The sequence below is a fragment of the Streptomyces sp. NPDC050439 genome (assembly GCF_040655335.1).
GTDB lineage: Bacteria > Actinomycetota > Actinomycetes > Streptomycetales > Streptomycetaceae > Streptomyces.
Genome location: NZ_JBFAJT010000001.1, coordinates 914,406 through 926,941 on the forward strand (window position 1 = coordinate 914,406; position 12,536 = coordinate 926,941).

Annotated in this window: 8 protein-coding genes; all 8 read left to right on the top strand. The window is 70.5% G+C overall.

Annotated elements, in window-relative coordinates; translation table 11 throughout:
- The first annotated feature begins 182 nt into the window (after positions 1–182).
- A complete protein-coding gene (locus tag AB0I66_RS04115; RefSeq protein WP_363206111.1) occupies positions 183–3,380 on the top strand; it encodes an alpha-L-rhamnosidase in 3,198 nt (1,065 codons plus the stop codon).
- A gap of 33 nt (positions 3,381–3,413) precedes the next feature.
- On the top strand, positions 3,414–4,583 hold the full coding sequence (gene rhaI / locus AB0I66_RS04120) for an L-rhamnose isomerase (protein WP_363206112.1): 1,170 nt from the start codon (positions 3,414–3,416) through the stop codon (positions 4,581–4,583).
- A 5-nt stretch (positions 4,584–4,588) separates the two neighbouring features.
- Positions 4,589–6,628 carry a bifunctional aldolase/short-chain dehydrogenase gene (locus AB0I66_RS04125; RefSeq protein WP_363206676.1) on the top strand — a complete coding sequence of 680 codons (2,040 nt, stop codon included), beginning with the start codon at positions 4,589–4,591 and terminating at the stop codon, positions 6,626–6,628.
- 222 nt (positions 6,629–6,850) lie between these two features.
- Positions 6,851–8,377 carry a rhamnulokinase family protein gene (locus tag AB0I66_RS04130; RefSeq protein WP_363206113.1) on the top strand — a complete coding sequence of 509 codons (1,527 nt, stop codon included), beginning with the start codon at positions 6,851–6,853 and terminating at the stop codon, positions 8,375–8,377.
- An 83-nt stretch (positions 8,378–8,460) separates the two neighbouring features.
- Positions 8,461–9,222 carry a (Fe-S)-binding protein gene (locus AB0I66_RS04135; RefSeq protein ID WP_363206114.1) on the top strand — a complete coding sequence of 254 codons (762 nt, stop codon included), beginning with the start codon at positions 8,461–8,463 and terminating at the stop codon, positions 9,220–9,222.
- Positions 9,219–10,715, top strand: a complete 1,497-nt coding sequence (locus AB0I66_RS04140) for a LutB/LldF family L-lactate oxidation iron-sulfur protein (protein ID WP_363206115.1) — start codon at positions 9,219–9,221, stop codon at positions 10,713–10,715. Before AB0I66_RS04135 ends, AB0I66_RS04140 begins: the two co-directional genes overlap by 4 nt.
- Positions 10,712–11,368: a lactate utilization protein C gene (locus tag AB0I66_RS04145; RefSeq protein ID WP_363206116.1), complete on the top strand. Its 657-nt coding sequence runs from the start codon at positions 10,712–10,714 to the stop codon at positions 11,366–11,368. Before AB0I66_RS04140 ends, AB0I66_RS04145 begins: the two co-directional genes overlap by 4 nt.
- Positions 11,369–11,372: 4 nt before the next feature.
- Complete coding sequence (locus AB0I66_RS04150; RefSeq protein WP_363206117.1) at positions 11,373–12,536, top strand: betaine/proline/choline family ABC transporter ATP-binding protein; 1,164 nt, start codon at positions 11,373–11,375, stop codon at positions 12,534–12,536.

Consider the following 12,536-nt stretch of genomic DNA (forward strand, 5'->3'; position numbering starts at 1 on the left):
ATCAATTTTCGAGGAAGCTAAACCCGTGCCAACTACGGCGTCAATGGGCAGGACTTGAAAATCCTGTCGAGACTCGTTGCACCAAGGGGCATGGAGCTCTGGGCTCTTGACAGCGGACGGCGCGCTCCCTAGCTTCGCCTCTCGTGAAACGATTCATCGTCGAGTCGTTACGGAGTCGAGTTGTGATCAGCAGAAGACGACTGCTCAGCACCACCGCCACGGCCGCCCTGGGAACGGCGATGGCCGCCGGCCCCCTTCCGACGGCCCATGCCGCCCCCTCCGCGGGCGGCCGGGCCCTGCGCGTGACCAGACCCACCGTGGAGTACGTGAGACACCCGCTCGGTCTCGACGTGCCGCGTCCGAGGCTGAGTTGGCCCCTGACGTCATCCGAGGAGGGCCAGGCGCAGAGCGCCTACCAGGTGCGCGTGGCCACCGCCGCGAGCCGCCTTCCGGAGCCCGACGTATGGGACAGCGGCAAGGTCGCGTCCGGCGACTCCGTCCTGGTCCCGTACGCGGGCCCCGACCTCAAGTCCCGTACGCGCTACTACTGGTCGGTCCGCGTCTGGGACACCGCGGGGAAGGCCTCCGGCTGGAGCGAGGCCTCCTGGTGGGAGACCGGGCTCGTGGCGGCGAAGGACTGGACGGCGAGGTGGATCGGCGCACCCGCGTCCCTCGTCGGGGCGCCCGCCCTGGACGACGCCTCCTGGATCTGGTTCCCCGAGGGCGACCCCGCGACCAGCGCTCCGGCCGCCACCCGGTGGTTCCGCGGAAGCGTCGATGTCCCCGAAGGGGTGACCCGCGCGCGGCTGGTCATGACGGCCGACGACGGCTACACCGCGTATGTGGACGGCACGCGCGTGGCGCACACCGAAGCGGACAGCGCCGCCGACAACTGGCGCCGCCCCACGGTCGTCGACGTGACCGACCGACTCCGCGCGGGCGCCACGGTCATCGCCGTGTCCGCCACGAACGCCACCACCGGGCCCGCCGGTCTGCTCGGTGTGCTGGAGCTGACGACCGCCGACGGCGTACGCACCCTCACCACCGACGCCACCTGGAGGACCACCGACAAGGAGCCCGCCGGCGACTGGCAGTCTCCGGGATACGACGACGCCTCATGGCCGGCGGCCAAGGTCGCCGCGGCCTGGGGTGCGGGCCCTTGGGGGAAGGTCGCCGCCAACCATTGCCCCGCCGCCCAGTTGCGCCACGAGTTCCGCCTGCGGCCGGGGAAGAAGGTCGCCCGGGCCCGGCTGTACTCCACGGCCCTCGGCCTCTACGACGCCTGGCTGAACGGCGAGCGGGTCGGCGACGACCGTCTGGCGCCCGGCTGGACCGACTACGACAAGCGGGTCCAGTACCAGACGTACGACGTCACCAAGCAGCTCAAGACCGGTGCCAACGCACTTGGTGTGACGGTCGCGGTCGGCTGGTACGCGGGCAACGTCGGCATGTTCGGTCCGCACCAGTACGGCGAACGCCCGGCTTTCCTGGCCCAGTTGGAGGTCACGTACACCGACGGCTCCACCGACCGTGTGCTGTCCGGCACCGACTGGCGCGCCGCCACGGGCCCGGTCACCGCCGCGGACCTCCTGTCGGGCGAGGACTACGACGCCCGCCTGGAGACCGCGGGCTGGACACGTGCCGGGTTCGACGACTCGAAGTGGGTCGCCGCTGACGCCGTCGACAAGGTCGAGGCCGCCGTCGTGGCCCAGATCGACGGGCACACGCGCGTGGAGAGCGAGATCTCCGCCCGGAAGGTGAGCGAGCCGAAGCCCGGTGTCTTCGTCTTCGACCTCGGTCAGAACATGGTCGGCGCGGTCCGGCTGAAGGTCTCCGGGAAGGCCGGCACGAAGGTCCAGCTGCGTCATGCGGAGGTCCTCAACCCCGACGGCACGCTCTACACCGCCAATCTGCGGTCCGCGCGCGCCACCGACACGTACACGCTCAAGGGCGGCGGCAAGGAGACGTACGAGCCGCGGTTCACCTTCCACGGCTTCCGCTACGTGGAGGTGACGGGCTACCCGGGCACGCCACCGCTCGACGCCGTGACGGGTCGCGTCATCCACACGTCGGCGCCCTTCACGATGGACTTCGAGACGAACGTCCCCATGCTCAACCAGCTGCACAGCAACATCACCTGGGGCCAGCGCGGCAACTTCCTCTCCATCCCGACCGACACCCCCGCGCGTGACGAGCGGCTCGGCTGGACGGGCGACATCAACGTCTTCGCGCCGACCGCCGCCTACACGATGGAGTCGGCGCGCTTCCTCACGAAGTGGCTCGACGACCTGCGCGACGGGCAGCCCGAGGACGGCGCGTTCCCCGATGTGGCCCCGTTCGTCGGCACCGTCGGCAAGGGCGTGGCCGGCTGGGGCGACGCAGGCGTGACCGTGCCCTGGGCGCTGTACCAGGCCTACGGGGACAAGCGCGTCCTGGAGCAGTCCTGGTCCTCGATGCTGAAGTGGCTCGACTATCTGGAGAAGCACAGCTCCGGATATCTGCGTCCCGCCGAGGGCTACGGCGACTGGCTCAACATCCAGGACGAGACCCCCAAGGACGTCATAGGCACCGCCTACTTCGCCCACAGCGCGGACCTCGTGGCGCGGGTGGCCGAAGCACTGGGCAAGGACCCCGCGCCGTACAAGAAGCTGTTCGGGAGCGTCCGTGAAGCCTTCCGTGCGGCATACGTGACCGGCGGCGGGCGGGTGAAGGGCGACACGCAGACCGCGTACGTCCTGGCCCTGTCCATGGACCTGCTCACCGACGGCGACCGCGCACCGGCGGCCGCCCGCCTGGTGGAGCTCATCAAGTCCAAGGACTGGCACCTGTCGACGGGCTTCCTCGGCACACCACGCCTGCTCCCCGTCCTGACGGCGACCGGCCACACGGACGTCGCCTACCGCCTCCTCGTCCAGAAGTCCTTCCCCAGCTGGGGCTACCAGATCGACAAGGGCGCCACGACGATGTGGGAGCGCTGGGACTCCATCAAGCCGGACGGGAGCTTCCAGGACGCCGGCATGAACTCCTTCAACCACTACGCCTACGGCTCGGTGGGCGAGTGGATGTACGCCAACATCGCGGGCATCGCACCGGCCGACCCGGGCTTCCGCAAGATCCTCGTCCGTCCGCGGCCCGGCGGCGGCGTGACCGAGGCCCGAAGCAGCTTCGACGCGCTCTACGGCCCGGTCAGCACCCACTGGAAGACGGACGACGAAGGGTTCCGTCTCACCCTGACCCTGCCCGCCAACACCACGGCGGAGGTGTGGATCCCCGCCGACAAGCGCACACAAGTGACGCATGACGCGGCGGAGTTCCTGCGGATGGAAGACGGCTGCGCCGTCTTCGCCGTCGCCTCCGGCACGCACCGATTCTCCAACTGACCGACCTCGACCGCTCTTTCGGAAGGCTGCGCGATGACCGCCGGAACCAGCAAGGACGCCGTGAAAGCGGCACTCACCACCCAGGCCCTGGAAACCCCGTCCTGGGCGTACGGCAACTCCGGTACGCGCTTCAAGGTCTTCGCGCAGCCAGGTGTCCCCCGCACGACCCGGGAGAAGCTGGACGACGCCGCCCGCGTGCACGCCCACACGGGCGTGGCGCCCAGGGTCGCCCTGCACATCCCCTGGGACAAGGTCGACGACTACGCGGCGCTCGCGGACTACGCGGCCGAGCACGGCGTGACGCTCGGCGCGATCAACGCCAACGTCTTCCAGGACGACGACTACAAGCTCGGCTCGGTCACCAACCCGGACCCGACGGTCCGGCGCAAGGCACTCGACCACCTTCTCGAGTGCGTGGACATCATGGACGCGACGGGCTCACGCGACCTGAAGCTGTGGTTCTCCGACGGCACCAACTACCCGGGCCAGGACGACCTCGGGGCCCGCCAGGACCGGCTCGCGGAGGCCCTGCGGACGACCTATGACCGGCTCGGCGACGACCAGCGCATGCTCATCGAGTACAAGCTCTTCGAGCCCGCCTTCTACGCGACGGACATCCCGGACTGGGGCACTGCCTACGCGCACTGCCTGAAACTCGGTCCGAAGGCGCAGGTGGTCGTGGACACCGGCCACCACGCGCCCGGCACCAACATCGAGTTCATCGTGGCGACCCTCCTGCGCGAGGGCCGCCTGGGCGGCTTCGACTTCAACTCGCGCTTCTACGCGGACGACGACCTGATGGCGGGCGCCGCGGACCCCTTCCAGCTCTTCCGGATCATGTACGAGGTCGTCCGGGGCGGCGGCCTGGACTCGGACATCGCGTTCATGCTCGACCAGTGCCACAACATCGAGGCGAAGATCCCCGCGATCATCCGCTCGGTGATGAATGTGCAGGAGGCCACGGCGAAGGCCCTCCTCGTCGACGGGGACGCGCTGGCCGAGGCGCAGCGGACCGGCGACGTGCTCGCCGCCAACGCGGCCTTGATGGAAGCGTTCAACACCGACGTCCGTCCCCTACTGGCAGAAGTCAGGGAGGACTCGGGGCTCGACCCTGATCCCATGAGGGCCTATCGGGAGTCAGGCTGGCAGGAGCAGATCGTCAAGGACCGCGTGGGCGGCGAGCAGGCCGGATGGGGGGCATGAGCGACATGACACGGCACGAACGGATCACCGAACTCCTCGACCGCGCGCACCGCTTGGGCGCCGACCCGCGCAACACCAATTACGCGGGCGGCAACGCGTCGGCGAAAGGCACGGCTCCCGACCCGGTCACGGGCGCGGACACGGACCTGATGTGGGTCAAGGGCTCGGGCGGCGACCTGGGCACCCTCACCGAGGAAGGCCTGGCGGTCCTGCGCCTCGACCGCCTGCACGCGCTGAAGGAGGTGTACGCGGGCCCGGACCGTGAGGACGAGATGGTCGGTGCCTTTGACTACTGCCTGCACGGCAAGGGCGGCGCGGCACCTTCCATCGACACGGCGATGCACGCCTTGGTGGACGCTCCGCACGTGGACCATCTGCACCCGGACTCGGGCATCGCCCTGGCCTGCGCCGCGGACGGCGAGAAGCTGACGGCGGAGTGCTTCGGCCCCACGGTGGCCTGGGTGCCTTGGCGGCGCCCCGGTTTCCAGCTGGGCCTGGACATCGCCGCCGTGCAGGCCGCCAACCCCGACGCCATCGGTTGCATCCTGGGCGGTCACGGCATCACGGCCTGGGGCGCCACGGCACAGGAGTGCGAGCGCAACTCGCTGCACATCATCCGCACGGCGGAGGCGTTTCTCGCCGACCGTGGCAGGCCCATGGCGTTCGGCCCGGCCCTGGAGGGGTATGGCCCGCTCCCCACGGCCGACCGCCGCGACCGTGCGGCCGAACTGGCCCCGCACATCCGCTCACTGGCCTCTCAGGACCGTCCCCAGGTCGGCCATTTCACCGACACGGACGTCGTCCTGGACTTCCTGGCCGCCACAGAGCACCCGCGTCTGGCGGCCCTGGGCACCTCCTGCCCCGACCACTTTCTCCGCACGAAGATCCGGCCCCTGGTCCTGGACCTGCCGCCGACCGCCCCGCTCCCGGAGGCCGTCGCCCGCCTCAAGGAGCTGCACGCCGCCTACCGCGAGGAGTACGCGGCCTACTACACCCGCCACGCCGACCCGGCCTCTCCCGCCATGCGCGGCGCCGACCCGGCCATCGTCCTCGTCCCGGGCGTGGGCATGTTTTCCTTCGGCAAGGACAAGCAGACGGCCCGGGTGGCAGGCGAGTTCTATGTGAACGCCATCAACGTCATGCGTGGCGCCGAGGCGGTCTCCACGTACGCCCCGATCGACGAGTCGGAGAAGTTCCGCATCGAGTACTGGCCGCTGGAGGAGGCCAAGCTGCAACGCCTCCCGAAGCCCAAGCCTTTGGCCACCCGCGTCGCCCTGGTGACCGGGGCGGGCAGCGGCATCGGCAAGGCGATCGCGCACCGCCTGGTGGCGGAGGGCGCCTGCGTCGCGGTGGCGGACCTCGACGCGGAGAACGCGACCGCGGTGGCGGACGAGCTGGGCGGGCCGGACAAGGCCGTGGCCATCCCCATGGACGTCACGTCCGAGGAACAGATCAAGGCCGCCTTCAAATTGGCGGCCCTGGCCTTCGGCGGAGTCGACCTGGTGGTGAACAACGCAGGCATCTCCATCTCCAAGCCCCTGCTCGACACCACGGCCCGGGACTGGGACCTCCAGCACGACATCATGGCCCGCGGCTCCTTCCTCGTCTCCCGCGAGGCGGCCCGCGTCATGCGGGACCAGGCGCTGGGCGGCGACATCATCTACATCACGTCGAAGAACGCGGTGTTCGCGGGCCCGAACAACATCGCGTACTCCGCCACCAAAGCGGACCAAGCCCATCAAGTGCGGCTCCTGGCCGCCGAATTGGGCGAGCACGGCATCCGTGTGAACGGCATCAATCCGGACGGCGTGGTCCGCGGCTCGGGGATCTTCGCCGGCGGCTGGGGCGCTCAGCGCGCGGCGACGTACGGGATCAAGGAGGAGAACCTGGGCGAGTTCTACGCCCAGCGCACCCTCCTCAAGCGCGAAGTGCTCCCCGAACATGTGGCCAACGCGGTCTTCGCCCTGACGGCAGGCGACCTGACCCACACGACGGGCCTGCACATACCGGTGGACGCGGGCGTCGCGGCGGCATTCCTCAGGTAACCACCGAGCCCCTGCCGGTATGCCGGCCCGGAGCACGGTTCGCGGCGCTCCGGGACCAAAGCGTCCCGGCGGCCACCGGACGATGGCGAGGACGCCATACCGGCACGGCCCCGCACCCACGAGCCACGACGCGCCCACCGAACATCGGCACAGGCAAACGCACCCCCACGCGCGCCCGCACCCACCCCCGCGCCACCCGCCCTTCAACCCCTGCGAGCCCCCATGCCCAACCTCAACCCCGACCCGCACCACACGCCCCGCGCCCGCGCACCCCGCGCACAACACCGCTTCGCCGCCATCGATCTCGGTGCCTCCAGCGGACGCGTCATGGTGGCCGAGGCGGGCCCCGACACCCTCACCCTCCAGGAAACACATCGCTTCCCCAACCGCCCCGTCCGTACCGCCGGCACCCTGCACTGGGACGTCCTGTGCCTGTACGCCGGGGTCCTGGGCGGCCTCCGCGCCGCGGGCTCCGTCGCTCCTCTCACCTCCATCGGCATCGACGGCTGGGCAGTCGACTACGGCCTCCTCGACGCGGACGGCGCCCTCCTCGGCAACCCGGTGCACTACCGCGACACCCGCACCGAAGGCATCGCGGCCAAAGCGTGGAACACGGTCCCGGCCACCGAGCTCTACGCCGCCACCGGAGTCCAGTACGCACCTTTCAACACCCTGTACCAGCTCCTGGCCGCCCAGGAATCGGCCCAACTCGCTGCCGCCAAGCGCCTCTTGCTCATCCCCGACCTGTTCACGTACTGGCTGACGGGCGAGCTCGGCACCGAGCTGACCAACGCCTCCACCACGCAGCTCATGGACCCCGGCACAGGCGAGTGGTCCCACGAGGTGGCGGCGCGGCTCGGCATCGACCTCAGCCTCTTCGCCCCCGTCCGGCGCCCAGGCGCCCCGGCGGGCCACCTGCTCCCGCAGGTTCTCGACGACACCGGCCTGACCGCACCCACCCCCGTGACGACCGTCGCCTCGCACGACACCGCGTCGGCCGTCGCCGCCGTCCCTGCCACGACCGATGACTTCGCCTATATCTGCACCGGCACATGGTCTCTGGCGGGCCTGGAGTTGACCGCGCCCGTCCGAACCGAGGAGAGCCGCAAGGCCAACTTCACCAACGAGCTCGGCATAGACGGCACGGTCCGCTATCTGCGCAACATCATGGGCCTGTGGCTGCTCCAGGAGTGCCTGCGCACCTGGAACACGGACGCAAGCGTCCCCGGTCTGGAAGCGCTGCTGCTCGAAGCGGCCGCCGTTCCCGCCCTGCGCTCGCTCGTCGACGCGGCTGACCCCGCCTTTCTGCCTCCCGGCAACATGCCGCACCGTATAGCCGACGCCTGCCGGGCCACCGGACAGCCCGCTCCCGGAACCCCCGCCGAGACGACCCGCTGCATCCTCGACTCCCTCGCCCTGGCGCACCGCCGGGCCATCGAGGACGCCCAACGCCTCGCGGACCGCTGCGTGGACGTGGTGCACATAGTCGGCGGGGGCGCGCGCAACGCTCTCCTGTGTCAACTGACCGCGGACGCCTGCGGGCTGCCCGTCGTCGCCGGCCCGGCGGAGGCGGCGGCGCTGGGCAACGTACTCGTTCAGGCCAGGGCGCACGGCGTGATGGGCGACGACCGCCACAAGATGCGCGCCCTCCTTGCCCGCACCCAGCACCTGACGCGCTACGAGCCGACCGGTGACCCGGCGAGCCGCGCGGCGTGGGACGCGGCGGCACGACGCGTCCAGGCCTCATGACACGTCCCGGCGTCATGACTCCCGCACAGCGCGCGTAGCGCTTACGCTGCATCCATCCGATGATCGACGAGGAGGAACCCGCGATGCGTGTCGCTCTGTTCCTGACCTGTGTCAACGACACGCTCTATCCGGACACGGGCCGAGCGGTGGTGAAACTGCTGACCAGGCTGGGAGTTGAGGTCGACTTCCCGATGGCGCAGACCTGCTGCGGGCAGGCGCACTACAACACGGGCTACCGCCACCAGGCAGAGCCACTCGCCCGTCATTTCTCCGATGTCTTCGGCTCGGATGAGTACGACGCGATCGTGACGCCGTCGGGTTCGTGCGGGGCGATGGTCCGCGAGCTGTATCCGCGCATGGGAGAGCGAGCTCGTTCGGAGGGCCGTGGTGGCGGTCTGGCGGCGACGCTGGCACCCGTCGTGCCCAAGACGTACGAACTCACCGAGTTCCTGGTGGACGTCCTTGGTGTGACGGATGTCGGGGCGTACTACCCGCACACGGTGACGTACCACCCGACCTGCCACGGCCTGCGCAGTCTGGGCCTCGGCGATCGCCCCACGCGACTGCTCCAGGCGGTCAAGGGCCTGGAGCTGCGTGCGCTCCCGGGCGCGGACGAGTGCTGCGGATTCGGCGGCACCTTCGCCATGAAGAACTCCGATGTCTCCTCGGCGATGGGCACGGACAAGGTGCGCAACGCCGAGTCGACGGGCGCCGACGCCCTGTGCGCGGCGGACAACTCCTGCCTGATGCACATCGGGGGCACGATGACCCGCCTCAAGAGCGGTCTGCGCCCGGTCCACATCGCGGAGATCCTGGCGAGCACGGAAGAGGAGCCCCTGTCATGAGCGGCACGAGCGGCACCTTCGTGGGCATGCCCGCCTTTCCCGTCGCGGCCCGCGAGGCCGTGGGCGACAAGACCCTGCGCGCCAATCTGCGGCACGCCACGCACACCATCCGCGACAAACGGGCGCGCGCCGTCGCGGAGTTGGACGACTGGGCGCAGCTGCGCGAGGCCGGAAAGCAGATCAAGGACCGCACCCTATCCCGTCTCGACCACTATCTGGTCCAGTTGGAGGAGTCGGTCACGGCGGCGGGCGGCATCGTGCACTGGGCCGCCGATGCCGACGAGGCCAACCGCATCGTGACCCGCCTCGTCCAGGAGACCGGCGAGACGGAGGTCGTCAAGGTCAAGTCGATGGCCACGCAGGAGATCGGCCTCAACGAAGCGCTCGAAGAGGCGGGCATCCACGCGTACGAGACCGACCTCGCCGAACTCATCGTCCAGCTGGGCAAGGACCGCCCCTCGCACATCCTGGTGCCGGCCATCCACCGCAACCGCGGTGAGATCCGCGAGATCTTCGCGCGCGAGATGAGCGAGTGGGGCCGCCCCGCCCCGGACGGCCTCACCGACACCCCCGCCGAACTCGCCGAGGCCGCCCGTCTGCACCTCCGGGAGAAGTTCCTGCGCGCCAAGGTCGGCGTCTCCGGGGCGAACTTCATGGTCGCCGAGACGGGCACCCTGGTCGTCGTCGAGTCGGAGGGCAACGGCCGCATGTGCCTCACGCTCCCCGAGACGCTGATCTCGGTCGTCGGCATCGAGAAGATCGTGCCGAGCTGGCAGGACCTGGAGGTCTTCCTGCAGACCCTCCCCCGCTCCTCGACGGCCGAGCGGATGAATCCGTACACGTCGATGTGGACCGGCACCTCCGAGGAGGACGGCCCGAGCACCTTCCACCTCGTGCTCCTCGACAACGGCCGCAGCGACACGCTCGCCGACGAGGTGGGCCGCCAGGCGCTGCGCTGTATCCGCTGCTCCGCCTGCCTCAACGTCTGCCCGGTGTACGAACGCGCGGGGGGCCACGCGTACGGCTCGGTCTACCCCGGCCCCATCGGAGCGATCCTCAGCCCCCAACTGCGCGGCACCCAGAGCGAGATCGACGCCTCTCTGCCGTACGCGTCGTCCCTCTGCGGGGCCTGCTACGAGGTGTGCCCGGTGGCCATCGACATCCCCGAAGTCCTCGTCCATCTGCGGGAGCGGGTGGTCCAGGGCGGCGAGGTGACCCGGCACGGTTCGAAGGTGACGCTCCGGCCCGCGAAGGGGCACGCCGCCGAGCGGGCGGCGATGCGCGCGGCGGGCTGGGCGTTCGGCCGTCCCGGGGCGCTGCGGGCCGGACAGCGTCTTGCGTCCGGGACCCGGCGCGTCCATCCGCGCACGCTTCCCGGACCCGGGCGGGCGTGGAGCGGGACACGGGATCTGCCGAAGGTGCCCGCGGAGCCGTTCCGCGACTGGTGGCGGCGTACGTCCGGCGACCGGACGCAGAAGGGCGGCGAGAAGTGAGCAGCAGGGACCAGATCCTGGGCCGCGTACGGCGGGCACTGGCCGACGTACGCGATGCCGACAACGCACCTGTCCCCCGCGACTACCTGCGCGAACACGGCCACCGCGGCACCGAGCGGACCGTCGGGCTGCTCGCGGAGAACCTCGCCGACTATCGCGCGCTCGTGCACCGCTGCGCATCCGAGGAGCTTCCGGAGCTGCTCGGGCGGCTGCTCGCGGATCGCGGTGCGCGGACCGTGCTCGTGCCGCCGGGCCTCCCGCCGGGCTGGCTGCAGGCCTCCGACGCGACCCGTGTCGAGGACCGTGCCGCGAGCACTGCGCACGAGCTCGACGCGGTCGACAGCGTCGTCACCGGCTGCGCGGTCGCCGTCGCGGAGACGGGCACGATCGTCCTGGACGGCGGCCCCGACCAGGGCCGCCGCCGCATCACGCTCGTCCCCGACCACCACATCTGTGTCGTTCGGGTCCCTGACCAGGTGGTCTCCTCCGTACCGCAGGCACTCGAACGGCTCGACCCCGCCCGCCCGCTGACCTGGATCTCGGGACCGTCCGCCACCAGCGACATCGAACTGGACCGGGTGGAGGGCGTGCACGGCCCGCGCACCCTTGAGGTGGTGCTGGTGAGCGGAGTCCGAGGGCCGCGGTTAGCGTGAGTGCATGATCCGGTTCGAGCAGGTGAGCAAGCGCTATCCGGACGGCACGATGGCTGTGGACGATCTGTCCTTCGAGGTCGCCGAGGGGGAACTGGTCACCCTCGTCGGACCGTCCGGCTGCGGCAAGACGACCACGATGATGATGGTGAACCGGCTCATCGAGCCGACCGCGGGCCGCATCTTCGTGAACGGCGAGAACATCGCGGACGTCGACCCGGTCCGGCTGCGCCGCCGCATCGGCTATGTCATCCAGCAGGTGGGACTCTTCCCGCACCGGACGATCCTCGACAACACGGCGACCGTGCCCGCACTGGTCGGCTGGAAGAAGGCGAAGGCGCGGGCGCGGGCGGCCGAGCTGCTCGACCTGGTGGGCCTCGACCCGAAGACGTACGGCTCCCGCTATCCCGAGCAGCTGTCCGGCGGCCAGCGGCAGCGGGTCGGCGTGGCACGCGCCCTGGCCGCGGATCCGCCCGTACTCCTCATGGACGAACCGTTCGGGGCCGTCGACCCGGTGGTGCGCGAGCAGTTGCAGGACGAGTTCCTGCGGATGCAGGCGTCGGTCCGCAAGACGGTTCTCCTGGTCACGCACGACATCGAGGAAGCGGTCAGGCTCGGTGACCGGATCGCGGTGTACGGGCAGGGGCGCATCGAGCAGTACGACACTCCGGGTGCGGTGCTCGGCACCCCGGCGACGCCGTACGTCGCCGGGTTCGTGGGTGCCGACCGGGGCCTGAAGCGGCTGTCGGTCACCGAGATCCAGCCGGACGACCTGGAGCAGCCGACGGTGGTCCGGCTCGACGAGGCCGCCGCGCACGCCGCGGCACGGTTGCGCGAGGAGGACGCCCGCTGGGGCGTGGTCCTGGACGCGGGCGGCGATCTGCACGGCTGGGTCGGCATCGACGAGGTGGCGCTGGCCGGCGAGGGCGGCAGGGTCGGCGATCTGGCCCATCGCATGAAGGCGTGGGTGCCGGTGGGCGCCCCGCTCAAGCAGGCGTTCGGTGTGATGCTGCAGCACGATGCGGGCTGGGTCGCTGTCCTCGACGGGGCCCGCTTCCTGGGGGTGCTGACCCCGGCGAAGCTGCACGAGGCCCTGCGCCGCTCGGTGGACGCGGACGCGCAGGGCGTGCCCCGGGATCAGGTGGAGTTCGACTCGGTGGCCGACGCCTGA

Excerpts from the sequence above, each read along its gene's own strand:
- rhaI (WP_363206112.1), top strand. The coding sequence starts at position 3,414 with ATGACCGCCGGAACCAGCAAGGACGCCGTGAAAGCGGCACTCACCACC.
- AB0I66_RS04140 (WP_363206115.1), top strand. The coding sequence starts at position 9,219 with ATGAGCGGCACGAGCGGCACCTTCGTGGGCATGCCCGCCTTTCCCGTC.
- AB0I66_RS04125 (WP_363206676.1), top strand. The coding sequence starts at position 4,589 with ATGACACGGCACGAACGGATCACCGAACTCCTCGACCGCGCGCACCGC.
- AB0I66_RS04135 (WP_363206114.1), top strand. The coding sequence starts at position 8,461 with ATGCGTGTCGCTCTGTTCCTGACCTGTGTCAACGACACGCTCTATCCG.
- AB0I66_RS04130 (WP_363206113.1), top strand. The coding sequence starts at position 6,851 with ATGCCCAACCTCAACCCCGACCCGCACCACACGCCCCGCGCCCGCGCA.
- AB0I66_RS04150 (WP_363206117.1), top strand. The coding sequence starts at position 11,373 with ATGATCCGGTTCGAGCAGGTGAGCAAGCGCTATCCGGACGGCACGATG.